The following is a 25,241-nucleotide window of genomic DNA, read 5'->3' as shown; positions in this document are numbered from 1 at the left end:
CGCCACATAAAGCCCCCCTTCCGTTGCACGCCTGCAGCAATGCCCGTCTACACTCGACTTCAGACCACCTGAGTGCGAGGCTGCCATGTCCTTGAAGCCGGCCATTCTGTTGCTGATCCTGATTCTGTGGAACACAACGGCCGGCGCCCTGACCCTGACAGACGAGGAGAAAACCTGGCTGGCTGCCCACCCGCAGCTCAACCTGGGCGTAGACGCCTCTTGGCCACCGTTCGAGTTTCGCGACCAGGAGGGCCGTTACCAGGGATTGGCCGCCGACTACATTGCCATGATCCAGCAGCGCCTGGGTGTGACGTTCAAACCGGTCGAGCCCAGCAGTTGGACCGAGGTGCTGGCGCAGGCGCGGGAAAGCCGTATCGACCTGCTGCCCGGCATCATGTCCACTCCGGAACGCCAGGGCTTTCTGGCCTTCACTCGCCCGTACCTCGACTTCCCCATTGTCATCCTCGCGCACAAAGGCGGCGCACAACCGCGAAAGCTGGCTGACCTGTACGGCTTGAAAATCGCCGTAGTAGAAAACTACGCCCCGCACGAGTTGCTGCGTACCCACCACCCGGACCTCAACCTGGTTGCCCTGCCAAACGTCAGCTCCACGCTGCAAGCACTGGCCACCGACCAGGTGGATGCCGTGGTCGGTGACCTCGCTTCCAGTATCTGGAGCCTGCGCCAACTCAAGCTCGAAGGCCTCTACGTCAGCGGCGAAACGCCCTACCGTTATCAGCTGGCGATGGCCGTCCCCCGCGACAAGAGCGTGCTGGTCGGCATTCTCGATAAAGTGATGGCCGACATGAGCAGCAGCGAAATCAGCCAGATCCAGCAGCACTGGGTGGGCAATGTAGTCGACCAGCGGATGTTCTGGTCCGACCTGCTGGTGTATGGCCTGCCAGCGGTGCTGTTGCTGATGGCTGTGCTGGCAGTGGTCATTCGCATCAACCGCCGACTCAGCTCGGAAATATCCCGGCGCATCGCCCTGGAGCAAGAGCTGCGCAGCAGCGAATACCACTATCGCGGCCTGGTCGAGAGCCTGTCAGCCATCGCCTGGGAAGCCGATGCCAACGACTTCACCTACAGCTACGTTTCACCCCATGCCGAAGACCTGCTCGGCTACCCATTGAGTGACTGGCTCAGGCCCGGTTTCTGGCGCAGCATCCTGCATCCGGAGGACGCGCTCTGGGCACAGGCCTACTGCGACAGCGAGACCGCAGCGGGGCGCGACCACAGCCTGGACTACCGAGTGATCCGGGCTGATGGCCAGCCCCTCTGGGTACGCAACATCGTCAGCATGATCGAACACGGCCACCAGCCCGTGATGCGCGGGCTGATGATCGACATCAGCGAAACCAAGCGCACTGAGGACGCCCTGCGCCTGTCCGAACAGAAGTTCGCCTCGGTATTCCAGCAGTGTCCCGATATATTGCTGATCGCGCGCCACAGCGATGGCTGCCTGCTGGAGGTGAACGAGGCTTTCGAAGAGCAGATCGGCCTGCCGCCAGACCAGGTCATTGGCCGCACCGCCACCGACCTTGGCCTTTGGGGCGTAGAAGGCAGTGGCCCGCTCCTGCTTGAAAGGTTGCACCAAGGTGGTATCCGCAACCTGGAAATGAGCTTCCGCCGCAGCAACGGCCAACTGTTCACCGGCCTGACTTCGGCCGAAACCTTCGAACTGGACGGCACACCCGCGCTAGTTGTGGCAGTACGCGACATCAGCCAGCTGAAGGAGACCCAGCAGCAGCTGCAAACTTCAGAAGAAAAGTTCGCAAAGGCCTTCCACGCCTCGCCCGACGGCCTGCTGCTATCGCGCCAGAGCGACGGGTTGCTGCTGGAGGTGAACGAGGGCTTCTGTCGCCTCACCGGCTACGCCCTCAACCCAACCATCGACCAGACCTCGCTAGACCTGGGTATCTGGGTCGACCTCAACGAGCGCAAACACCTGGTTGACCAGCTCAACCGCGACGGCTTCGTGCGCGACTTCACCTGCCATATCCGTCGCAGCGACGGGCAGATCCGCCTTTGCGAGCTGTCCGCCCGCCCCCTGCCGATTACCGGCGTCGACTGCATGCTGACCATCGCCCGCGACATCACCGAGCGTCACCTGATGCAAGAAAAACTGCAGCTGGCCGCCACCGTGTTCGAGAACACCGCCGAAGGCGTGCTGATCACCGACATTGACCAGCGCATCAGTGCCGTCAACCGCGCCTTCAGCGAGATCACCGGCTACAGCGAGATCGAGGCCCTCGGCCAGACTCCGCGCCTGCTCGCCTCGGGCCAGCACGACAGCGCTTTCTATCTGGCCATGTGGCACCAGCTTACAGACGAGGGCCACTGGCAGGGCGAAATCTACAACAAGCGCAAGAACGGCGAGCTTTACCCAAGCTGGCTGACCATCAGCGCCGTGCGCAACAGCGACCGCGAGGTCACTCACTTCGTGGCGGTTTTTGCTGACATCTCCAGCATCAAGCACGCCCAGGCCAAACTCGACTATCAGGCCCACCACGACCCGCTGACCGGCCTGCCCAATCGCACCCTGTTCGAAAACCGGCTACAGGGTGTGCTCACCTGCGCGCAGGTGTCCAACCGCCAGGGCGCAGTGCTGTTCCTGGACCTCGACCGCTTCAAGCATATCAACGACAGCCTTGGCCACCCGGTCGGCGACCTGCTGCTCAAGGGCATCGCCCAGCGCCTGAAAGAACAGGTACGCGACGTTGACACCGTAGCCCGCCTGGGTGGCGACGAATTCATCATTCTGCTGCCCGGCCTGCACAAGCCCAGTGACGCCAGCACTATCGCCAACAAGCTATTGGCCTGCTTCAACGCACCGTTCCAGGCCGGCGAGCACGAGTTTTTCACCAGCGCCAGCATCGGCATCAGTCTTTACCCACAGGATGGCACTGACGTCTCCACACTGATCCGCAACGCCGACGCTGCCATGTACCGCTCCAAAGCCAAAGGCCGCAACCGCGTCGAAGCCTACACCCGCGACCTCACCGCCCAGGCCAGCGAGCGCATCGCCCTGGAGCATGAGCTGCGCCGGGCCGTCGAACGCAACGAAATGAGCCTGTGCTTCCAGCCCAAGCTCAGCCTGAAGACCCAGAGCCTGGTGGGTGCCGAAGCGCTGATCCGCTGGAGCCACCCGACCTTTGGTGAGGTACCGCCGGAACACTTCATCCACCTGGCGGAAGAGAACGGCACCATCCTGCAGCTCGGCGACTGGGTACTGGAGCAAGCCTGCCGGCAGATGCAGGCCTGGAAGCAGCACTATGAACCCTTCGGCCCGCTGTCGATCAACCTTGCCGGCGCCCAGCTGCGCCACCCACACCTGGCACGGCGCATCGAACAACTGCTCAAGCACTACCAGCTGAGGGCCGGTGACCTGCAGCTGGAAATCACCGAGAACTTCATCATGAGCCAGGCAGAAGAGGCCCTGGCCGTGCTGTACCAGTTGAAGAAACTCGGCGTACAGCTAGCCATCGACGATTTTGGCACCGGCTATTCGTCGCTGAGCTACCTGAAGCGCCTGCCGCTGGACATCCTCAAGATCGACAAGTCGTTCATCCGCGGCCTGCCCGACGACCCACACGACGCCGCCATCGCCCGGGCGATCATTGCCCTGGGCCGCAGCATGCAGTTGACCATCATTGCCGAAGGCGTGGAGAACCAGGCCCAGCAGCGTTTTCTGGCGGCCGAGGGCTGCGAGCAGATCCAGGGCTACATCGTCAGCCTCCCTCTACCGCCAGAGGAATTCGCGGCCGCGTTTCTTCGCATAGCACTATCGGATCTTTCAGATGGCACAGGTGCGAAACCCTCGTTATAATCCGCCCACTTACTGAGGGCCTATAGCTCAGTTGGTTAGAGCAGAGGACTCATAATCCTTTGGTCCACGGTTCGAGTCCGTGTGGGCCCACCAGCTTACAAGCCGCGCATTGCGCGGCTTTTTCATGCCCGCAAGAAATAAATGTTCGGGGGCGTGTACATCCAGCGCAGCGGCGCCGGCCGCATGACCTTGGAAGTAGCGCTGAAACGGTATCTCAGCGAAATCAGCCCACCAAGAAGCCGATCACCCAGCACGCCGATAATCGCGGAAAGGTGCCCTATCGATACTTCAAGCCAAACACCCTAGCTTGAGGATCAGACAATGAGCCGAATAGGCGCCATTATCAGCTCACAAAATGAGCCGAATATGCTCGCTAATCGGCTCACAGATGAGCAAGCCCATGAATGAACCTGGGCCTGCCCCGTGACAACGGACGCCAGGAAGCTGGCTACAGAGCCAACTGCCTCAAGCCTTTGCGTATTCGTTCGGTGCGCTCATCACTAGCGCGGCGCCTGGGCTAAACGAAGGAGGCCGCACCACTGCACGTTCCAGTCCATCGGGCGATGATGGCCATCAACCATGGGCAACCCCATAAGAACCCTCCCAGTCTGCTCCACCACCCCCTCTGCCAACGTCCGCAAATGTACCGCTGTCAGTTAACCCCCTCCAGGACGCATCTCGACCTGCCGTGGGTTGTAGAAGGTCATGCCAGGCGGAATATCCCGCGTAACCAACGACATCGCGCCAATCACCACGTCATCGCCAATGTCGATGCGATCAGCAACGATGCAACTGTTGGCCCCCATGCTCACGTTGTCGCCAATGCGCAGTGCGTACTCCTGCAACCCCAGGGTCTTGATGCCGATCGAGCAGTTCTGCCGGATGAAGAAGTTGCGCCCGATGCTTACATGCCGGGTAACCACCACCCCCGGCAGGTGCGCGATGCGCAGGCCGGGGGCGATCTGGGCGCCGATGTCGATGTCCACCCCATACTTGAGGTTGAGCCGCTGCTGCATGCGCCTGGCGTGGCGCCGGGCCAGGCCGCCGCGGGCGTCGAGGTACTGGGCCAAGCGATAGGCGAAAAGGAAACGCAGTTTGTTGTCCTTGCGTGCGCGGCGCAGCACGTTGAACAGCAGGCTGATAGGGCGTCCGGGTCTTTTCTTGTTGGAGACTTCCAGTCGCCAGCATTCGAGCAGGTGGTCGAGGTTCACGCTGAGATTTCCGTTGGACTAGCGCTTCATCATGCCGAATTAGTGCCGAAGACGCAGCCTTCGGACATGCACGGCCCTTCTCACCCAAAGTGCCAAGCCGACGCCGTCAACGGTGATCGACTGCACCTGGCCTTGCCCTGATTGGCACAGGCTGGCTAGGCTAGCGGGCCAACCGTAGAGACTCGCCATGTCGGATTCCCGCTCCATCACGCTGGATGAAATCGATCGCCAGCTGATCGCCCTGCTGCAGATCAACGCCCGCGAAAGCGTCGCCACCCTCGCCCGCCAGTTGGGTATCGCCCGCACCACCGTCAATTCGCGCCTGGAGCGGCTGGAGAAAAACAAGGTTATCTCCGGCTATGGCGTACGCCTGGGCCAGGGTGTGATAGGCGGTGGGCTGCAAGCGTACGTGGGGATCAAGGTGCAGCCACGCTCCGGCAAGGACGTGGTGCGGCGCCTGAGTGCCATGGGCCAGGTGCAGCAGTTGTGTGCGGTAAGCGGCGAGTTCGACTATGTGGCCTGGTTGCGTACGGACTCGCCTGAACAACTGGACCAATTACTCGACCAGATCGGCAGTGTCGACGGGGTGGAGAAGACCACCACGTCGATCATTCTCAGCAGCAAGGTGGACCGCGGTCAGCCGCTCTGATAATCAGGCCTCCTGCTCGTCGAAGGGCTTGTCTTGAGCTTTGGGGGGGCTGTGAGATCGAGCGCCGCCCGCGCGGCGCATCGCGAGCTGCGCTCGCTCCTACGTTTGTTTCGGGCCAGTGACGCCTGTGACAGCCGCGCGCGACCGCCTTGTTTGTACGACGCGATATCGCGCCATGCGCCAAGGGGATCGCGCGCAATTCCCCCAGGAATAACTGGCCCGAAACAAACGTAGGAGCGAGCGCAGCTCGCGATGCGCCGCGCGGGCGGCGCTCGATCTCACAGGCGACGCACCTCTACCGCCATACAGGCGGCGCTCGGTCTCCCAGGCGGCGCACCTCTACCGCCATACCCTTAAGGCTACACCGCCTGGCATGACGTTGCGCAATGGCCGGGTGTGTTTGCCTTGGGTTTTATGGTGTTGCAGAAATCGAGCGCCGCCCGCGCGGCGCATCGCGAGCTGCGCTCGCTCCTACGTTTGTTTCGGGCCAATTATTCCTGAGGGAATTGCGCGCGATCCCCTCGGTGCATGGCGCGATATCGCGTCGTACAAACAAGGCGGTCGCGCGCGCCTGTCACAGGCGTACCTGGCCCGAAACAAACGTAGGAGCGAGCGCAGCTCGCGATGCGCCGCGCGGGCGGCGCTCGATCTCACAGCCCCCCAAAGCCCAAGACAAGCACGTCGTCATAAACAACCTCACTATTATAATTTCGACGAAATAAACTACATTAAGACAACACTCTAAACCTTAATAACGAACACCCCACGCCCTAAAATGACCTCCAGGCATCTCCTATACTCAGGCTCCGCTCCTCGCGCAGCCTCTCTGGCAAGGTCATTTCATGAACAAGAAGAACCGCCACCCCGCCGACGGCAAGAAGCCGATCACCATTTTCGGCCCGGACTTCCCTTTTGCTTTCGACGACTGGCTGGAACACCCGGCAGGCCTGGGCAGCATTCCAGCTGAGCGCCATGGGGAAGAGGTAGCCATTGTCGGTGCCGGTATCGCCGGCCTGGTAGCGGCCTACGAGCTAATGAAGCTGGGCCTCAAGCCGGTGGTGTACGAGGCGTCCAAGCTAGGCGGCCGGCTGCGCTCGCAAGCCTTCAATGGCACTGACGGGATCGTTGCCGAGCTGGGTGGCATGCGCTTCCCGGTGTCGTCCACCGCCTTCTACCACTACGTCGACAAGCTGGGCCTGGAAACCAAGCCCTTCCCCAACCCGCTGACCCCGGCCTCGGGCAGCACAGTTATCGACCTGGAAGGCCAGACCTACTACGCCGAGAAACCCACCGACCTGCCACAACTGTTTCATGAGGTAGCCGACGCCTGGGCCGATGCGCTGGAGAGCGGCGCCCAGTTCGCCGATATCCAGCAGGCCATCCGCGACCGTGATGTACCGCGCCTGAAGGAACTCTGGAACAAGCTGGTGCCGCTGTGGGACGACCGCACCTTCTACGACTTCGTCGCCACCTCGCGCTCGTTCGCCAAGCTGAGCTTCCAGCACCGCGAAGTGTTCGGTCAGGTCGGTTTCGGCACCGGCGGTTGGGACTCGGACTTCCCCAACTCGATGCTGGAAATCTTCCGCGTGGTGATGACCAACTGCGACGACCATCAGCACCTGGTGGTCGGGGGCGTGGAACAAGTGCCACAAGGCATCTGGCGCCACGTACCGGAACGCTGCGTGCATTGGCCGGAGGGCACCAGCCTGAGCACGCTGCATGGCGGCGCACCACGTACCGGGGTCAAGCGCATTGCCCGCGCCGCCGATGGCCGCCTGGCGGTCACCGACAACTGGGGCGATACCCGCCACTACAGCGCAGTACTCGCCACCTGCCAGACCTGGTTGCTGACCACCCAGATCGACTGCGAGGAATCGCTGTTCTCGCAAAAGATGTGGATGGCCTTGGACCGTACCCGCTACATGCAGTCGTCGAAAACCTTCGTCATGGTCGACCGCCCGTTCTGGAAGGACAAGGACCCGGAAACCGGCCGTGACCTGTTGAGCATGACCCTCACCGACCGCCTCACCCGCGGCACTTACCTGTTCGACAACGGCAACGACAAGCCCGGGGTGATCTGCCTGTCGTACTCGTGGATGAGCGACGCGCTGAAGATGCTGCCGCACCCGGTGGAGAAGCGTGTACAACTGGCCCTGGATGCGCTGAAGAAGATCTACCCAAAGACCGATATCGCCGGCCATATCATCGGCGACCCGATCACGGTTTCCTGGGAGGCCGACCCGTACTTCCTCGGTGCCTTCAAAGGCGCGCTGCCGGGCCATTACCGCTACAACCAGCGCATGTATGCGCACTTCATGCAGCAGGACATGCCGGCGGAGCAGCGCGGTATCTTCATTGCCGGTGACGACGTGTCATGGACCCCCGCCTGGGTTGAAGGCGCGGTGCAGACGTCGCTGAATGCGGTGTGGGGTATCATGAACCACTTTGGTGGCCACACCCACCCCGACAACCCCGGCCCAGGCGATGTGTTCAACGAAATTGGCCCGATCGCCCTGGCGGATTGAGACAAGGAGGCACCATGCGCATCGCTCTGTACCAAGGTGCACCCAAGCCACTGGATGTGCCCGGCAACCTGCAACGGCTGCGTCACCAGGCGCAGTTGGCAGCCGAACGCGGCGCGCAGTTGCTGGTTTGCCCGGAGATGTTCCTGACCGGCTACAACATCGGCCTGGCCCAGGTCGAGCGCCTGGCCGAGGCCGCCGATGGCCCGGCAGCCATAACCGTGGTGGAGATCGCCCAGGCGCACCGCATCGCCATTGTCTATGGCTACCCTGAGCGCGGCGATGACGGGGCGATCTACAACAGCGTGCAGTTGATCGATGCGCATGGCCGCAGCCTGAGCAATTACCGCAAGACCCACCTGTTCGGTGAACTGGACCGTTCGATGTTCAGCCCAGGCGCCGACTATTTCCCGGTGGTGGAACTGGAAGGCTGGAAGGTTGGCCTGCTGATCTGCTACGACATCGAGTTCCCGGAGAACGCCCGGCGCCTGGCGCTGGATGGCGCCGAGCTGATCCTGGTGCCGACGGCGAACATGACACCGTACGACTTTACCTGCCAGGTGACTGTGAGAGCCCGGGCGCAGGAAAACCAGTGCTATCTGGTGTATGCCAACTACTGCGGTGCGGAAGACGAGATCCAGTATTGCGGGCAGAGCAGCATCATCGGCCCGGATGGCAGCTTGCTGGCCATGGCCGGGCGGGATGAGTGCCAGTTGTTGGCAGAGCTGGAACATGAGCGGGTGGTGCTGGGACGCACGGCGTTTCCCTACCTGACCGATTTGCGCCAGGAGCTGCACCTGCGTAAAGGCTGACAGGGGCCGCTATGCGGCCCATTCGCGGGCACGCCCGCTCCCACGGGATCTGCGCTGCCTTTCATACCGGCGCCATACCCCGCGAATAGGCCGAGCCTGCAAACAAATCGGTTAGCATGGAAAGCCGCCACCGGAGCCCCCATGTCTGACACCACTCGCCAACTCACCCTCGCCAACGGCCTGCAGTTGACCCTGCGCAACGCCCCGCGCCTCAAACGCTCGGCCGCCGCACTGCGGGTGCATGCGGGCAGCCACGACGCAGCTGCCAGATGGCCCGGTCTGGCGCACTTCCTCGAACACCTGTTCTTCCTCGGTACACCACGCTTCCCGCTGGAAGACGGCCTGATGCGCTACGTACAAGCCGTGGGCGGACAGGTCAACGCCAGCACCCGCGAACGCGCCACCGACTTTTTCTTCGAGGTGCCACCCAACGCGCTCGATGGCGGTCTCGAGCGCCTGTGCCAAATGCTGGCAGAACCGGATCTGGGTATCGAACGCCAACGCCGTGAACGCGAAGTGATCCACGCCGAATTCATCGCCTGGTCGCGCAATCCATCGGCCCAACAGCAGTTCGCCCTGCTGCAGTCAGTCTCAGACAAGCATCCACTGGGCGCTTTTCATGCTGGCAATCGATACACCCTGGCCTTGCACGACGCAGCTTTCCAGCAAGCGCTTGCGGGCTTTCATCAGCGCTTCTACCAAGGCGGCCAGATCTGCTTGAGCCTTTGCGGGCCACAGCCGCTGGATGAACTTGAACGCCTTGCCCGGCAGCACGCCGAACTGTTCGCCGCAGGTGAGCGCGTGCCGCGAGCGCTGCCGCCGCCACTGCCCGCACTGGCTAACGCTCTGACCTTCACTCACCAAGGCCTCCCCAGCGGGGCCGAGCACGCCTTGGAACTGCTGATTGCTTACCTGGAGGACAGCCGCCCAGGTACCTGGCTGGGCGCGCTTCGCGAGCGTGGCTGGCTACAAAGCTTCACGGCCGAAAAGCTGTACGCGTTTGCCGGTCAGCTGCTGTGGCACCTTGACCTGAAGCTAAGTGCCGACGCTTGCCCGGACGAAACCTGCGCCCTGCTGCAAGGTTGGTTCAGGTTCATCCGCCAGGCCGACCGAGACCAGTTGAACCACCAATTCGGCTTGCTGCAGTGCAGCCGTGCGCAAAGTGCCAGCGCACTCGAACTGGCCCGCCGGGACAGCACAGGCCAGCCGTTCGCCAAGCTGGATGCCCAGGGGTTGCAGGCGCTTGGCGCCCTGCTGGAAAGCCTGCCAGGTAGCGACCATGGCAATTGGCAGCGCTTGCCAGTCGACCCATTGCTGAAGGCTGACCTGCGCCATGCCAAGGCGCAGCCGCTGCCGGCAGCGCTGAAGATCAGTGACCAGCTCCCGCCGGCGCGCCAATACGCTGCGCTGTACCTGCGCTGGCATGTACCTTCGCCTTTGCGCCAGCAGCTACAGCGTGTGCTGGAACTGGCCCTGGTACCACTGCAGGAACGCTGTGACCGCGCCTCCGTGCAACTGCAGTACAGCAGCGCCGGAGAATACTGGCAGTTGCGCTGCGCCGGCCTGCCAGCAGCAGTGCTGCGGGCAGTGGAACAAGCCTTGGCATTGATGCTCAAGCCACCTGCCAGTTGCTGGCTGCCCTGCACGGCGCAGCCCCCTGCCCTGATCCCCATCAGGGCCCTGCTCAAGCAACTGCCAGACGCGGTACAGGGTAGCCTGCCCGCAGCGGTGCCCGCCGACACGCTGAACCAGCAGCAACTCGACAGCCTGTGGCTGCACACCGAGTGGCATGGCATGGCTACCGGCTTCGAGGATACCGCGCTAAACGCCTTGGGCACTGCGCTGCAGCAGTGCCCTGGGCAAGGCTCGCGGCCTGCCCCCCTGCCTACATGGGCAAACCACCGCTGGCAGCATGCCCAAGTGCCAGGCAGCGAACATGCCCTGCTGCTGTTCTACCCGTTGCCTGCGGCCAAAGAAGCCGCAGGCCGTCTGTTAGCCCAGTTGCTGCAAGGACCGGTGTACCAACGCCTGCGGGTAGAATTGCAACTCGGCTATGCGGTGTTCAGCGCCTTTCGTCAGGTCGAGGGTGTTGCTGGGCTGCTGTTCGGCGTGCAGTCTCCCCACACCGGTCCGGCACAGGTGCTTAACCACCTGCTCGGCCTGCTGCGCCATGGCGTCACCCTTGACCCGGCCGCTCGCCAGGCATTGGCTGGGCAATTCGACGAGCCCGCCATGGCCAATGCCGATGTCGCCGAATGGGCGTGGCAGACACACTTGGCCACACAACCCGATAAGCTGGATGTGCTGCGCAGGTCTATCCTGACTACGCGGCAGACGGATCTGGACCACCTGCTGAGCGACCTGCTCGACCCAGGTTTCGCTTGGCTATGTTTGGCCAACGCTGCCGCGCCAGACACTTCCTGGCAGGGTGAAAAACGATGATTATTACGCGAACTGCAACGGCGCTTCTCGAATAATTAACCTTCCGGTTCAAATTTTTCTTGTAAGATAGCGCAATCTCGGTTTCAGGGAACTGCCAGCGCATGGCGGTACCCAAGTAGTAGCTGAACAACCCAACCCTCATTCGGAAGGAGTAATTCCATGTGGACCAAACCTGCATACACTGACCTGCGTATCGGCTTCGAAGTTACCATGTACTTCGCTAACCGCTAAGCCAGGTTTAGGGTTTCACGCCTCGGCCTGCCGGGGCGTTTTCGTTTTTTCCGATCCGGTTTCTGCATAGAGAGTGGCCATGTACATCCAGGTTCTCGGCTCCGCCGCCGGTGGCGGGTTCCCGCAGTGGAACTGCAACTGCGTCAACTGCAAGGGCTACCGTGATGGCACCCTGCAAGCCACGGCGCGCACCCAGTCATCCATCGCCCTGTCCGACGACGGTGTGCACTGGATACTGTGCAATGCCTCGCCCGACATCCGCGCCCAACTGCAGGCCTTTGCGCCGATGCAGCCGGCCCGGGCCCTGCGCGACACCGGCATCAACGCCATCGTCCTGCTGGACAGCCAGATCGACCACACCACCGGCCTGCTCAGCCTGCGCGAAGGCTGCCCGCATCAGGTGTGGTGCACGGACATGGTCCACCAGGACCTGACCACCGGTTTCCCGCTGTTCAACATGCTCAGCCACTGGAACGGTGGCCTGCAGTGGAACCGTATCGAGCTGGAAGGCAGCTTCGTGATCGACGCCTGCCCCAACCTCAAGTTCACCCCCTTCCCCCTGCGCAGCGCCGCGCCGCCTTATTCGCCACACCGCTTCGACCCGCACCCGGGCGATAACCTTGGTTTGATGGTCGAAGACACCCGCACCGGCGGCAAGCTGTTCTACGCCCCGGGCCTGGGCCAGGTAGACGAAAAGCTGCTGGCGATGATGCACGGTGCCGACTGCCTGCTGGTCGACGGCACCCTGTGGGAAGACGACGAAATGCAGCGCCGCGGTGTCGGCACCCGCACCGGCCGCGAGATGGGCCACTTGGCGCAGAACGGCCCGGGCGGCATGCTCGAAGTGCTGGACGGTTTCCCGCGCCAGCGCAAAGTGCTTATCCACATCAACAACACCAACCCGATTCTCGATGAAAACTCCCCCGAGCGCGCCGAAGTCCTGCGCCGGGGCGTCGAAGTTGCCTTCGATGGCATGAGCATCGAGTTGTAAAACAGTCTGTGAGGCGAGACCAGACCCTGTGGGAGCGGGCACGCCCGCGAAAATGCCAACACGGTCTATGGCACCGGCTTCGCCGGTGTTCGCGGGCACGCCCGCTCCCACAAGGGAGAGAGATGTGCCAGGCCAGATAATCGTTCTACAGGAGCCAGCCGAATGAGCGACGCACTGCCAATGTCCCCTGCCGAGTTCGAGCAGGCCTTGCGCGCCAAGGGCGCCTATTATCACATCCATCACCCGTACCACGTGGCGATGTACCAAGGTCGCGCCACCCGCAAGCAGATCCAGGGCTGGGTGGCCAACCGCTTCTACTACCAGGTCAACATCCCGATGAAGGATGCTGCGATCCTGGCCAACTGCCCGGACCGCGAAGTGCGCCGCGAGTGGATCCAGCGCCTGCTCGACCACGATGGTGCGCCCGGCGAGGATGGCGGTATCGAAGCCTGGCTGCGCCTGGGCCAGGCTGTCGGGCTGGACCCGGACCAATTGCGCTCGCAAGAACTGGTATTGCCTGGCGTGCGCTTTGCCGTGGACGCCTACGTCAACTTCGCCCGCCGCGCCAGCTGGCAGGAAGCCGCCAGCAGCTCGCTGACCGAGCTGTTCGCCCCGCAAATCCACCAGTCACGTCTGGACAGCTGGCCACAGCACTACCCGTGGATCGACCCCGCCGGCTACGAGTATTTCCGTACCCGCCTGGGCCAGGCTCGACGCGATGTGGAACACGGCCTGGCGATTACCCTGCAGCACTACACCACCCGTGCGGGCCAGGAGCGTATGCTGGAGATACTGCAGTTCAAACTGGATATCCTGTGGAGCATGCTCGATGCCATGAGCATGGCCTACGAACTGAACCGCCCACCCTATCATTCCGTCACCCAGGAACGGGTGTGGCACAAGGGAATCACCCTATGAGTTTCGACCGTAACCAGGTACCGAACTGGCGCCCCGGCTATCGTTTCCAGTACGAGCCGGCGCAAAAGGGCCATGTGTTGCTGTACCCCGAAGGCATGATCAAGCTCAACGACAGCGCGAGCCTGATCGGTGGCCTGATCGACGGCCAGCGCGACGTGGCAGCAATTATCAGCGAACTCGAACAGCAATTCCCCGGTGTCCCGCAAGTGGCGGACGACATCGAGCAGTTCATGGAGGTGGCCCGTGCCGAACACTGGATCGTCCTCGCCTGAGTTGCCGCCTACCCCCGAGGTCGGCCTGCCGCTGTGGCTGCTGGCCGAACTCACCTACCGCTGCCCGCTGCAGTGCCCTTACTGCTCCAACCCGCTGGACTTCGCCGCCCAGGGCCAGGAGCTGAGCACCGAACAGTGGTTCAAGGTCATGGCTGAAGCGCGGGAAATGGGTGCCGCACAAATCGGCTTTTCCGGCGGTGAACCACTGGTACGCCAGGACCTTGCCCAGCTGATAGCAGAGGCCCGCCGCCTGGGTTACTACACCAACCTGATCACCTCGGGCATAGGCCTGACCGAGGCACGCATCGCCGAATTCAAGAAGGCTGGCCTGGACCATATCCAGATCAGCTTCCAGGCCAGCGACGAGCAGGTGAACAACCTGCTGGCTGGCTCGAAGAAGGCCTTTGCACAGAAGCTGGAAATGGCCCGCGCGGTGAAAGCCCATGGCTACCCGATGGTGCTCAACTTCGTCACTCATCGGCACAACATCGACAAGATCGACCGCATCATCGAGTTGTGCATTGCCCTGGAGGCCGACTTCGTCGAGCTCGCCACGTGCCAGTTCTATGGCTGGGCGCACCTCAACCGCCTGGGACTGCTGCCAACCCGCGCGCAGCTCGAGCGGGCCGAACGTATCACCAACGAATACAGGGACAAGCTCAAGGCCGAGGGCAACCCGTGCAAGCTTATTTTCGTTACCCCTGACTACTACGAAGAGCGTCCCAAGGCCTGTATGAACGGCTGGGGCAACCTGTTCCTCACCATCACCCCGGACGGCACCGCATTGCCCTGCCACGGCGCCCGCCAGCTGCCCGTGCAGTTCCCGAATGTACGCGACCACGACTTGCACCATATCTGGTATGAATCGTTCGGTTTCAACCGCTTCCGTGGCTATGAGTGGATGCGCGAACCTTGCCGCTCCTGCGACGAAAAAGAAAAGGACTTCGGCGGCTGTCGCTGCCAGGCCTTCATGCTCACCGGCGATGCCAGCAACGCCGACCCGGTGTGCGCCAAGTCGACCGAGCACGGCATCATTCTCAAGGCCCGCGAGGAGGCTGAAACCGCCCAGCTCGCGATCGAACAGATGACCTTCCGCAATGATCGAAACTCCCGTGTCATCGCCCGCGGCTGAATTCAGCGCGGCCCAGGCAGTTGCCGCCGGCACCGACTTTGCCGAACTCAAGGTCAGTGCCGACGGGCTGTTCTGGAACGAATTCCGCCCGGCCGACGGTGCTTGCCGTATCTGGCACTGGTTGCACTACCAAGCTCGCTGCCTGACCCCGGACGGCTTCAGCGTGCGCAGTCGGGTCTACGAATATGGTGGCGGCAGCTTCTGCCTGGGCGGCGACGGGCTGGTGTTCGTCAACGAAAAGGACCAGCAGGTCTACACCCAGCCGCTGGACGATCTGTTACCACGTGCACTGACCCAGGATGCCAGCTGCCGCTATGGCGATGTGCAGTGGCACGACGGCCAGGTGCTGGCCGTCGAAGAGCGCCATGCCGAACAGGTAGAGCATCGCCTGGTCGCTCTGGGTAACAGCAGCCGCGAAGTCCTCGCCGAGGGCGCCGACTTCTACGCCTCGCCTGCTGTCAGCGCCGATGGCCAGCGCCTGGCGTGGATCGAATGGGACCGCCCGGCACAGCCCTGGACCGTCACCCGGCTGATGTGCCGCGCGCGCGATGCCAGCGGCCACTGGGGGCCGGCGCAATGTGTAGCCGCCGCAGAAGAATCGTTGCAACAACCACGCTTCGATGCCCAAGGTCGGCTCTACTGCCTTTCCGACCGCAAGGGCTTCTGGCAACCCTGGGGTGAGGTCGATGGCCAATGGCAAGCGTTGCCCGCCGCATCGGCGGACCATGCTGCTGCGCCTTGGCAATTGGGGACCTGCACCTGGTTGCCACTGAGCCCGCAAAGCTACCTGGCCAGTTGGTTCGAAGACGGCTTCGGGCAATTGGGGCTGCGTGGTGAAGATGGCCGTATGGAACGTTTTGCCAGTGCCTACACACGCTTTCGCAGCCTGACCATGGACAGCGAACACCTGTATGCCATTGCAGCGTCGCCCATCAGCCCACCGGCAGTCATTGCCATTGACCGCAACAACCACGAAGTACGCGTGCTGGCCGGCGGTGCCGAAGTGCTGCCGGCAGGGAATATCAGCCTGCCGCAGCCGATCCACTACAACAGTGACGGCGAGCAGGCCCATGGTTTCTTCTACCCCCCAGCGCAGTCGCAAGGCGCCGCACCGCTGGTGGTATTCATCCACGGCGGGCCAACCTCAGCCTGCTATCCCGTGCTCGACCCGCGCATTCAGTATTGGACCCAGCGCGGCTTTGCCGTGGCCGACCTCAACTACCGGGGCAGCACCGGCTATGGCCGGGAGTACCGGCAGGCACTGCATCAGCGCTGGGGCAAAAGCGATGTGGCCGATGCCTGCGCGGTGGTCGAATACCTGGCGGCTCAGGGCTTGGTCGACAAACGCAAGGCATTCATCCGCGGCGGCAGCGCCGGGGGTTACACCACCCTGTGCGCCTTGGCGTTTCAAGACGTGTTCCGCGCCGGCGCCAGCCTGTACGGGGTCAGTGACCCGGTAGCCCTGGCCCGTGCCACCCACAAGTTCGAAGGCGATTACCTGGACTGGCTGATCGGCGACCCGCAGCGGGACGTTGAACGCTATCGCCAGCGCACGCCGTTGCTGCATGCAGAGCGAATCAAAGTACCGGTGATTTTCTTCCAGGGTGAACTGGATGCGGTGGTGGTGCCGGAGCAGACACGCTCCATGTTGGCTGCGTTGCAGGCCAACGGGATCGACGCTGAAGGGCATTTTTATGCGGAGGAGCGGCATGGGTTCCGCAAGGCGGAGAACCTGGCGCATGCCTTGGAAGAAGAGTGGAAATTCTATTGCCGGGTGTTGGTGCAGTAGTTACAGGCGCCCCTGCAGGAGCAACCTTTCGCTGCTCCTGCAGGCGCGGGCTCAGCCTGTGTCACCGCTTGGCGATGATGTACACCGCATGCACGATCCCCGGAATGTACCCCAGCAGGGTCAGCAGGATATTCAGCCAGAACGCCCCGCCAAACCCGACCTGAAGGAACACCCCCAGCGGCGGCAGGATAATGGCGATGATAATGCGGATAAAGTCCATGCGAGTTTCTCCTGAAGGGTTACATCAAAGACTAGCTGCCAGCCGAAGAGGTTCCACAGGCAAAAAAAACGCCCCGGGCCGAATGAAACAGGCCAGGGGCGATGCGCAGGAACGCCAGACGGTTCGTTGAATTCTTTGGCAGGCCGCTACGCCGGCACTTCGCGGCGGGCCTGCTGCTGGGCATGCAGGCGGGCGAAAGCGCGCGCCAGGCGCAGCAGCATTTCGTCGATGTTGCCTTTGCTCACAGTCAGCGCCGGAGAAAAGCGCACCACATCCGTTTGCGGCGCGTTGAGCAGCAGGCCCTCGTGCAGGGCCGCAGCCACCAGCTCGCGGGCCAGGTTTTCTTTCAGTTGAAGGGCCCATAGCAGCCCGTGACCGCGCACTTCACCCTGACCATAGCGCCCGGTCAGGCGGCTCAGGCCTTCACGCAGGTGACGACCGTTGTCCTGAACCTGGGCCAGAAAGCCAGGTTCCAGCACGCTGTCCAGCACCGCCAGGCCGGCGGCGCACATCAGCGCGTTGCCATGGTGGCTGCCGTCCAGCTCACCAGGCTCGGCGCAGCATGCCTTGCCCCTGGCCAGCAAGGCGGCCAGTGGCACGCCGCCTCCCAGGCCCTTGCCCAAGGTGATGATGTCGGCGCGCACGCCATAGAGCTCCTCGGCCAGCAGCGCACCACAGCGACCAATACCGGTCTGCACCTCATCAAGGATCAGCAGGATGCCCAGTTCGCGGCAGAGCGTTTCCACGCCCTTGAGGTATTCCTGAGTAGCGGGAATAACGCCCGCCTCACCCTGTATCGGCTCGAGCATGATCGCCACGGTGCGTGAATCCACCTCGGCGTGCAGCGCCGCCAGGTCGTTGAACGGCACCTTGCTGAAACCCGGCAGGCCAGGTTCGCAGCGATTGCATGGTAACGGGTCGGATGCGGACAGCGCGCCCAGGCTACGGCCATGGCAGGCTTGGCTGGCAGTAATGATGTGATAGGCGCCATTGCGGTGCAGCTGGCCCCACTTACGCGCCAGCTTGATCGCCCCTTCACAGGCCTCTGCACCGCTGTTGAGCAGGTAGGCCTGGTCACTGCCGGTACTCTGACACAGCCGATTGACCAGCCCCAGCAGGCCACGGTTGTGAAAGCCCGAGCCCGGGTTGATCAACGCCTGAGCCTGGGCTCCCAACGCTTTGACCAGCACGCTGGGGCTGTGGCCCAAGCTGTTGACCGCGCCGCCTTGGGTGAAGTCCAGGTAGGCATGCCCTTCGTTGTCCCACAACCAGGAGCCCTGGCCACGCACGAATACCTGCGCCGCACGTTCGGCGCCGGGCATCAGGCGATCAAGCGACAGCTCGGATGCTTGCGGCACGATCACCGGCGCACGCTTGGGCTCGGCGGCGGCGGCAGAAGCCGAGCGGCGCAGGTTGAACAGGTTCATCAGGGCTCCAACCAATCACGGTAAAGGGCAGCCACGGTGCGGTCTTGATGCCGGCACTCGATATTTTGCCTTGCCTATCAAAAGTGTTTTTCATCCATGGTAACAATCGACCGAATCATCGCTGTAACCCTTTGGAATACGGCGATAGACTAGGCTTCAACAGGGTTTTCGACCATTTCGTTTTTCCAGCATTTTCGATAAGTATTACTTATGGATTTCCGCCAACTGCGTTATTTCGTCGCGGTGTACGAAGAAGGCCACGTAGGCCGTGCCGCCGAACGCCTGTCGCTGTCACAGCCGGCGCTTTCCCAGCAGATCCGCCAATTGGAGCACAGCCTCGACCTGAGCCTGTTCGAGCGCAGCAACAAACGCTTGCTGCCGACCTTGGCCGCCCACACCTTGTACAACCATGCCCTGCCGTTGCTCGACGGCCTGCAGCGTGCCCACGAAGCTATGCGCAACTTCAAGGGCCAGTCGCTGCGCACCTTGGCTATCGGTGTATTGCAGACCGTGCGGCCAAGCCTGATACCGCAGCTGCTTGAACGGCTGCGCAAGGCTCAACCCCACCTGGTCGTGCAGATTTACGAGTTGTCGGGGTTGGAGATCGAACGGCGCCTGCTCAACGGCAGCCTGGACATCGGCATCAGCTACTTGCCGCCGCGCCAGCCAGGTCTGCATGGCCTGCTGTTGTACGAAGATGAGCTGCAACTGGTCATACCCGATACCCACCCGCTGAAGGACTTCAAGAAGGTGTCCATCCGCCAGGCCGCCGAGTTGCCCATGCTGATGCTGGGCGAGGAGTTCCAGATCCGCCAGATCTGGCAGGCGCAGTTGGCCAGCCAGGGTCGACGGCCGCAGGTGCAGGCAGAGATGAACAATATGGCAGGGATTCTCGATAGCCTCGCGCACACGGCGCTGGCTACCATTCTGCCGGGGCGCGCCAAGGAGGCCGCCGAAGATGATCAGGGGCTGCTGTGGAAACCGCTCAGCGAGCCGCGCGTGCCGCTGAAGGTTGGCCTGGTCTTCCGCGATGCCCAGCGCCAGCAGGCGTCCGTAGAGCTGCTGCGCACGTTGCTGGAGGAAGAGACGGACGCTCGTCTGTTGGGGGCATCACCGCTGGATGTGCTGGCCTGAAAAACACGCACGCAAAGAAAACCCCGCCGAAGCGGGGTTTTCCAGACTGTTTCCCTGTGACATCCGTATCGCCCCGCCATCCTGGCAGGTGTTCCTTCGTCGTCGTCCTTGATCTGTCCTTTGCGCTTCCTGCGCAACGTCCATGTGGTAAAGATTAACCGTGGATCCAATCTTAGAACAGTGGTGAAAAGTCACCACGTCGTGTAGGAAAAAGCTTACACGGGAGATTCATACCCAGATATCTGGGGAATCGGGCCACTGGGTAGCCCTCAATATCAGAACTGCTCGGCATCCAGCAGGTAAAGCGACTCACTCCCCGCCTTCACCGAAGCCACCAGCGAATCCACCCGTGGCAGCAACCGTGCAAAATAGAACCGCGCCGTACCCAGCTTGCCCGAATAGAACGCCGCATCCCCATCGCCCGCCTGCGCCGCCCGCGCCATCAGTGCCCACATATAGCCATAGGCAACATAGCCGAAGGCATGCAGGTACTCGACCGAAGCCGCGCCAATTTCATTCGGGTTGCCCTTGGCCTGCTGCAATACCCACTCGGTCAACCCATCGAGCTGATCGAGCGAAGCACGCAATGGCTTGGTGAATTCGTCCAGTTCGCTGCCTGCATGAGTAATGAACTGGCGAATCTCATCAGAGAACAGCTTGTAGTATGCCCCGCCGCTGGCCACCACTTTACGGCCCATCAGGTCGAGGGCCTGGATGCCATTGGTCCCCTCGTAGATTTGGGTAATGCGCACATCGCGCACCAACTGCTCCTGCCCCCACTCACGAATATAACCATGCCCGCCAAATACCTGCTGGCCATGCACTGCGCACTCCAGGCCCAGGTCGGTGAGGAAGGCCTTGGCCACCGGCGTCAGCAGTGCCACCAGCTCTTCGCTGCGTTTGCGCACGCTGGCGTCTTCGCTGTACTTGGCACTGTCCAGTTGCATGGCCACGTAAGTGGAGAACGCGCGGCCACCTTCGATCAGTGCCTTCATGGTCAACAGCATGCGACGCACGTCCGGGTGGACGATGATCGGATCGGCAGCCTTGTCCTTGGCTTGCGGGCCAGTCGGGGCACGGCTCTGCAGGCGATCGCGGGCGTACTCCACGGCGTTCTGATAGGAGCGCTCGGCTGACGCCAGGCCTTGAATGCCTACACCCAGGCGCTCGTAGTTCATCATGGTGAACATGGCCGCCAGGCCCTTGTTCGGCTCACCGACGATATAGCCGACTGCTTCGTCGAAGTTCATCACACAAGTAGCCGAGGCCTGGATGCCCATTTTGTGCTCGATCGAGCCGCAAGTGGCCGGGTTCCGCGCACCGAGGCTACCGTCTTCATTGACCAGGAACTTTGGCACCAGGAACAGCGAAATACCTTTCGGCCCCGCCGGTGCATCCGGCAACTTGGCCAGTACCAGATGGATGATGTTCTCGGTCAGGTCGTGTTCGCCACCGGTGATGAAGATCTTGGTGCCGCTGACCTTGTAGCTGCCGTCAGCCTGGGGCTCGGCCTTGGTGCGGATGATGCCCAGGTCGGTGCCGGCATGCGGCTCGGTCAGGCACATGGAGCCGGCCCAAACGCCGGCATACATGTTCGGAAGGTATTTTTCCTTCAAGGCCTCGCTGGCGTGGGCGTTGATCGACAGACAGGCGCCAGCGGTCAGCATCGGGTACAGGCCGAAGGCCAGGCTGGACGCGTTGACCATTTCCTCGACCTGGGCCGAGATGGCCTTGGGCATACCCATGCCGCCGAACAGCGGGTCACCGCCCACGCCCACCCAGCCGCCTTCGGCGTAGGTGTTGTAGGCCTCGATGAAACCGGCTGGGGTGCGTACTACGCCGTTGTCCCAGTGGCAGCCCTCTTCGTCGGCAGCGCGGCTGAGCGGCGCAATGGTCTTGGCGGTAACCTTGCCGGCTTCTTCCAGCACGGCCATGGCCGTGTCGGCATCGACGACCTCCGCCAGCCCGGGCAACTGCGTCCACTGCTCGGCCACGTTGAAGACTTCATTCAGTACGAAGCGCATGTCGCGCAGGGGCGCTTTATAGTCAGCCATGACAACCTCTCGCTAGTCGGGTCGGGGCGGTCTCGGGGAACCGCGACACTGGGGTTACTGGCAGTGTAACCGAACAACTTTTGCGAGACATAGGGTCATCAATCGACTATATAGTCTCGCACGGTCACGCTGTACGCACTGCCCCACGCGGCGATTGTCGCCCATGCACCATGACACAATTGCGCCCCGCACCTTTGGCGCTGTAAAGCGCCTGGTCGGCGGATTTCAGCACCGCCTCGGGGTTGCGATGATCCGCCTGGCGCTCGGCCACGCCGATACTGATGGTGACCGAAACCGTGCCGCCGCCGCTGCCAGCGCGGCGCTGGCGCCCGGCGGTATCGTCCTGCGGGCGGTTGTGCTGGTCGCGCAGGTGCATCACGTAATTAGCGATTACTTCACGCACGGCCTCCACATGCGGCACGCACTCCTCGGCGGTCTTGCCGGCGAACACCAAAGCGAACTCTTCCCCACCATAACGGTAAGCGCGACCACCGCCGGTGACCTTGGACAAGCGGCTGGCGACCAACCGCAACACCTGGTCACCGACATCGTGGCCGTGGGTGTCGTTGAATTTCTTGAAATGGTCGACATCGGTCATGGCGATGACATAGTTACGCCCCAGGCGCTGCATGCGCTCGTTCAGCGCACGGCGCCCCGGCAGGCCAGTCAGCTCGTCACGGAAAGCCATCTGATAAGCCTCGTGCGCCACTGCTGCGGCGATCATCAACATTACCTGGCTGCACATGATGTTCAGGGTAAACGGCAGGATGAAGGTTTGCGGCAGCATCCAGAAAATGCCCAGCAGGCCGATCAACTGCGCGGCGTGCAGCGGCCGGGGTGCACGCAGGTACTGCACCACCAGCAGAATGAACACACCAAGGAACAGTGGGTAGACCATCTGGATCAGGCTCATCCAGTGACCATGCAAAGCCGGCCAGCGGATCTCCGCCAACCAGGTCAGCAACGCCTCGGGGTAGCTTTGCTGGAGGGCCACCGCCACGCTGCCCACGGCAAACAGCACAGCACCGCGGGCGACCAGGTCCTGCAGCAGGTGCGTACGCTCCTGCCAGGCGCCATACAGCCCGAACAGCGCCGGCAGCAGCAGGCAGACCAGGTGGAAGATCACCGCCGCGTCCTCACGCACGCGGCCATGGTCACGATAGAAGTCGGTCTGGGTATCGAGCAGGAAGTAGGCGATGTACACCGTCAGCATCAGAAACAGCTCACGCTGGCGGCGGTAGACCGCGCAGTAGGCGCCGCCCAGCAGTAGAACCAAGGTAGGCAGGACATTGAACAGCGATGTGAAAAAGACGCTGAGGTCTCTCACATAGGCTGCGGCGAGCCCTGCCAGCAACAAGAACAGCGACGGCATGAAGTGGCTTGCGCGAACAGCGTTAAGACGAAACAAGGGTAATCTCCAACCCGGCAGATCAATAATGGCATTGTGCCCTCACTTCATCGGCAGTGCACTGGAACAGTTGAATTTGCGGTTGGATTTACCAGCTTCCGGTCTCCTGCAAGGGGCCGCGCTGAACCCGAAGACGTAAAAAACCCGCCTACCGGTCAGGGCAGGCGGGTTTTGAGTACAGCGCCAGTATCAGTACGACAGGCCGAAGTGCTCTTCGTCCATCGCCATCAGGTTGTTGGCACCCGACAACATGGTCGCCACATGGGTACGGGTACGCGGCAGAATACGCTGGAAGTAGAAGCGGGCAGTCTGCAACTTGGCGGTATAGAACGCCTCTTCGCTGGTGCCAGCTGCCAGTTTCTCAGCGGCCAGGCGGGCGATGTCGGCCCAGAAGTAGGCCAAGCAAGCATAGCCGGAGTACATCAGGTAATCGACCGAAGCCGCACCCACTTCTTCACGGTCCTTCATGGCAGCCATGCCCACTTTCATGGTCAGCTCGCCCCACTCCTTGTTGATGGCCGCCAGCGGTTCGACGAACTCCTTGACCGCTTCGTTACCTTCCTGCGCCTGGCAGAACTTATGCACGATCTTGGTGAAGCCCTTCAGTGCTTCGCCCTGAGTCATAAGCACTTTACGACCGAGCAAGTCGAGGGCCTGAATTCCGGTAGTGCCTTCGTACAGCATGGAGATGCGGCTGTCGCGCACGTTCTGCTCCATGCCCCATTCGGCGATGAAGCCATGGCCACCGTAGATCTGCACGCCGTGGTTGGCGGCTTCGAAACCGACTTCGGTCATGAATGCCTTGGCGATCGGGGTCAGGAACGCCAGCAGGGCATCGGCCTTCTTGCGCTCTTCTTCGTCCTGGCTGTACTTGACGATGTCCACCTGCTTGGCGGTGAAGTACACCATCGCGCGGTTGCCTTCGGCGAAGGCCTTCATGGTCAGCAGCATGCGACGCACGTCTGGGTGGACGATGATCGGGTCGGCAGCCTTGTCCGGCGCTTTCGGGCCGGTCAGGGAACGCATTTGCAGGCGCTCACGGGCGTACTTCAGGCCACCCTGGAACGCCACTTCGGCGTGGGCCAGGCCTTGCAGTGCGGTCCCCAGGCGCGCAGTGTTCATGAAGGTGAACATGCAGTTCAGGCCTTTGTTGGCCGGGCCGATCAGGTAGCCGGTGGCAGCATCGAAGTTCATGACGCAGGTAGCGTTACCGTGGATGCCCATCTTGTGTTCGATCGAGCCGCAGCTAACGCCGTTGCGCTCACCCACGCCACCCTCGGCGTTGGGCAGGAACTTCGGCACGATAAACAGCGAAATACCCTTGGTACCGGCCGGTGCGTCCGGCAGGCGGGCCAGAACGATATGGACGATGTTGTCGGCCATGTCGTGTTCGCCGGCCGAAATGAAGATTTTGGTGCCCGACACCTTGTAGCTGCCGTCGGCCTGTGGCTCGGCCTTGGTGCGCAGCATGCCCAGGTCGGTACCGCAGTGCGGTTCGGTCAGGCACATGGTACCGGTCCACTCGCCGGACACCAGCTTGGTCAGGTAGGTGTGCTGCTGCTCGGCAGTGCCATGCGCAGAAATAGTGTTCATCGCGCCATGCGACAGGCCTGGGTACATGCCCCACGACCAGTTCGAACCACCGACCATTTCGCTCAGGGCCAGGCCCAGCGACTCTGGCAGGCCTTGGCCGCCGTGCTCGACGTCATGTGCCAGGCTAGGCCAGCCGCCTTCGACGAACTGCTGGTAGGCTTCCTTGAAGCCGGTTGGGGTTTTCACCCCCGATTCGCTCCAGGTGCAGCCTTCCTGGTCACCCACGCGGTTCAGCGGCGACAACACCTGCTCACAGAACTTCGCGCCTTCTTCAAGAATCGCGTCGACCATGTCGGGCGTGGCGTCCTGGCAACCCGGCAGGCTCTGATAGTGCGCCTCATAGCCAAGCAGCTCGTCGCGAACGAAGCGGATATCACGCAAGGGGGCTTTGTAGTCAGGCATTGCGATGAACCTCTAGGTGAGTTCTGTGGGGTGACCCGCGCTTGGCGGAAGCCGATCAAACAGTTGTTTGAAACTTACGTTTAGCTCAGCTTTCTGTCAAGGATGGACTATGGTGCCATTTCCGCCACGAAAAATGGCAAATACGCCAACGCTCGGCAAAACACCTGTAGGAGCGGGCTCGCCCGCGAATGCTTCCAACCAAACC

General features: G+C 62.2%; 18 protein-coding genes, 1 tRNA gene and 1 pseudogene. 14 read left to right on the top strand and 6 right to left on the bottom strand.

Annotated elements, in window-relative coordinates; translation table 11 throughout:
• Positions 1 to 85 precede the first annotated feature (85 nt).
• The 3 genes and pseudogenes from ACE4QZ_RS04085 to ACE4QZ_RS04075 all read left to right on the top strand — a co-directional run.
• A complete protein-coding gene (locus ACE4QZ_RS04085; RefSeq protein WP_021782702.1) occupies positions 86 to 3,829 on the top strand; it encodes a bifunctional diguanylate cyclase/phosphodiesterase in 3,744 nt (1,247 codons plus the stop codon).
• Between the two features lie 16 nt (positions 3,830 to 3,845).
• A tRNA-Ile gene (locus ACE4QZ_RS04080) sits at positions 3,846 to 3,922 on the top strand.
• Between the two features lie 48 nt (positions 3,923 to 3,970).
• Positions 3,971 to 4,089: pseudogene (locus ACE4QZ_RS04075) on the top strand (site-specific integrase); the annotation flags it as partial.
• 396 nt (positions 4,090 to 4,485) lie between these two features.
• Here the strand turns inward: ACE4QZ_RS04075 and ACE4QZ_RS04070 are convergent.
• Complete coding sequence (locus ACE4QZ_RS04070) at positions 4,486 to 5,040, bottom strand: serine acetyltransferase (RefSeq protein ID WP_021782701.1); 555 nt, start codon at positions 5,038 to 5,040, stop codon at positions 4,486 to 4,488.
• A 187-nt stretch (positions 5,041 to 5,227) separates the two neighbouring features.
• On the opposite strand from ACE4QZ_RS04070, the gene ACE4QZ_RS04065 reads away from it, so the two are divergent.
• The 10 genes from ACE4QZ_RS04065 to ACE4QZ_RS04020 all read left to right on the top strand — a co-directional run bounded on the left by ACE4QZ_RS04065 (position 5,228) and on the right by ACE4QZ_RS04020 (position 16,798).
• Positions 5,228 to 5,689 (top strand): Lrp/AsnC family transcriptional regulator, encoded by a 462-nt coding sequence (locus tag ACE4QZ_RS04065; protein WP_021782700.1) that lies wholly within the window; start codon positions 5,228 to 5,230, stop codon positions 5,687 to 5,689.
• Between the two features lie 842 nt (positions 5,690 to 6,531).
• On the top strand, positions 6,532 to 8,214 hold the full coding sequence (locus ACE4QZ_RS04060) for a flavin monoamine oxidase family protein (protein ID WP_003255585.1): 1,683 nt from the start codon (positions 6,532 to 6,534) through the stop codon (positions 8,212 to 8,214).
• Positions 8,215 to 8,228: 14 nt separating this feature from the next.
• Complete coding sequence (locus ACE4QZ_RS04055; protein ID WP_021782699.1) at positions 8,229 to 9,023, top strand: carbon-nitrogen hydrolase family protein; 795 nt, start codon at positions 8,229 to 8,231, stop codon at positions 9,021 to 9,023.
• A gap of 141 nt (positions 9,024 to 9,164) precedes the next feature.
• On the top strand, positions 9,165 to 11,465 hold the full coding sequence (gene pqqF, locus ACE4QZ_RS04050; protein WP_279934885.1) for a pyrroloquinoline quinone biosynthesis protein PqqF: 2,301 nt from the start codon (positions 9,165 to 9,167) through the stop codon (positions 11,463 to 11,465).
• 159 nt (positions 11,466 to 11,624) lie between these two features.
• Positions 11,625 to 11,696 (top strand): pyrroloquinoline quinone precursor peptide PqqA, encoded by a 72-nt coding sequence (gene pqqA / locus ACE4QZ_RS04045; RefSeq protein ID WP_003243383.1) that lies wholly within the window; start codon positions 11,625 to 11,627, stop codon positions 11,694 to 11,696.
• 79 nt (positions 11,697 to 11,775) lie between these two features.
• Complete coding sequence (gene pqqB / locus ACE4QZ_RS04040) at positions 11,776 to 12,687, top strand: pyrroloquinoline quinone biosynthesis protein PqqB (protein WP_021782697.1); 912 nt, start codon at positions 11,776 to 11,778, stop codon at positions 12,685 to 12,687.
• Between the two features lie 162 nt (positions 12,688 to 12,849).
• Positions 12,850 to 13,605: a pyrroloquinoline-quinone synthase PqqC gene (gene pqqC / locus ACE4QZ_RS04035; RefSeq protein WP_021782696.1), complete on the top strand. Its 756-nt coding sequence runs from the start codon at positions 12,850 to 12,852 to the stop codon at positions 13,603 to 13,605.
• The gene (gene pqqD, locus ACE4QZ_RS04030) at positions 13,602 to 13,877 is read left to right on the top strand and encodes a pyrroloquinoline quinone biosynthesis peptide chaperone PqqD (RefSeq protein ID WP_021782695.1); all 276 of its coding nucleotides are present in this window, start codon (positions 13,602 to 13,604) and stop codon (positions 13,875 to 13,877) included. The genes pqqC and pqqD overlap by 4 nt, the downstream gene beginning before the upstream one ends.
• Positions 13,849 to 15,009, top strand: coding sequence for a pyrroloquinoline quinone biosynthesis protein PqqE (gene pqqE, locus ACE4QZ_RS04025; RefSeq protein WP_021782694.1), 1,161 nt, complete (start codon positions 13,849 to 13,851; stop codon positions 15,007 to 15,009). The genes pqqD and pqqE overlap by 29 nt, the downstream gene beginning before the upstream one ends.
• Complete coding sequence (locus ACE4QZ_RS04020; protein ID WP_021782693.1) at positions 14,975 to 16,798, top strand: alpha/beta hydrolase family protein; 1,824 nt, start codon at positions 14,975 to 14,977, stop codon at positions 16,796 to 16,798. The genes pqqE and ACE4QZ_RS04020 overlap by 35 nt, the downstream gene beginning before the upstream one ends.
• A 61-nt stretch (positions 16,799 to 16,859) precedes the next feature.
• On the opposite strand, the gene ACE4QZ_RS04015 is transcribed toward ACE4QZ_RS04020, so the two are convergent.
• Positions 16,860 to 17,018 carry a YqaE/Pmp3 family membrane protein gene (locus ACE4QZ_RS04015; RefSeq protein WP_009681539.1) on the bottom strand — a complete coding sequence of 53 codons (159 nt, stop codon included), beginning with the start codon at positions 17,016 to 17,018 and terminating at the stop codon, positions 16,860 to 16,862.
• A gap of 146 nt (positions 17,019 to 17,164) precedes the next feature.
• On the bottom strand, positions 17,165 to 18,445 hold the full coding sequence (locus ACE4QZ_RS04010) for an aspartate aminotransferase family protein (RefSeq protein ID WP_021782692.1): 1,281 nt from the start codon (positions 18,443 to 18,445) through the stop codon (positions 17,165 to 17,167).
• Between the two features lie 210 nt (positions 18,446 to 18,655).
• Between ACE4QZ_RS04010 and ACE4QZ_RS04005 the strand changes: the two genes are divergently transcribed.
• Positions 18,656 to 19,579, top strand: a complete 924-nt coding sequence (locus ACE4QZ_RS04005; protein ID WP_021782691.1) for a LysR family transcriptional regulator — start codon at positions 18,656 to 18,658, stop codon at positions 19,577 to 19,579.
• A 275-nt stretch (positions 19,580 to 19,854) separates the two neighbouring features.
• On the opposite strand, the gene ACE4QZ_RS04000 is transcribed toward ACE4QZ_RS04005, so the two are convergent.
• From ACE4QZ_RS04000 to ACE4QZ_RS03990, 3 genes are all read right to left on the bottom strand, one after another.
• A complete protein-coding gene (locus tag ACE4QZ_RS04000) occupies positions 19,855 to 21,633 on the bottom strand; it encodes an acyl-CoA dehydrogenase C-terminal domain-containing protein (protein ID WP_021782690.1) in 1,779 nt (592 codons plus the stop codon).
• Between the two features lie 124 nt (positions 21,634 to 21,757).
• Entirely contained in the window at positions 21,758 to 23,041 is a 1,284-nt protein-coding gene (locus ACE4QZ_RS03995; protein WP_279934884.1) for a sensor domain-containing diguanylate cyclase, read from the bottom strand.
• A gap of 189 nt (positions 23,042 to 23,230) precedes the next feature.
• Positions 23,231 to 25,036 carry a phenylacyl-CoA dehydrogenase gene (locus tag ACE4QZ_RS03990; RefSeq protein WP_010951720.1) on the bottom strand — a complete coding sequence of 602 codons (1,806 nt, stop codon included), beginning with the start codon at positions 25,034 to 25,036 and terminating at the stop codon, positions 23,231 to 23,233.
• Positions 25,037 to 25,241: the final 205 nt, after the last annotated feature.

Source organism: Pseudomonas sp. DCA-1 (assembly GCF_046523955.1).
Lineage (GTDB): Bacteria > Pseudomonadota > Gammaproteobacteria > Pseudomonadales > Pseudomonadaceae > Aquipseudomonas > Aquipseudomonas putida_Y.
This window is presented reverse-complemented; position numbering and strand designations above follow the sequence as displayed.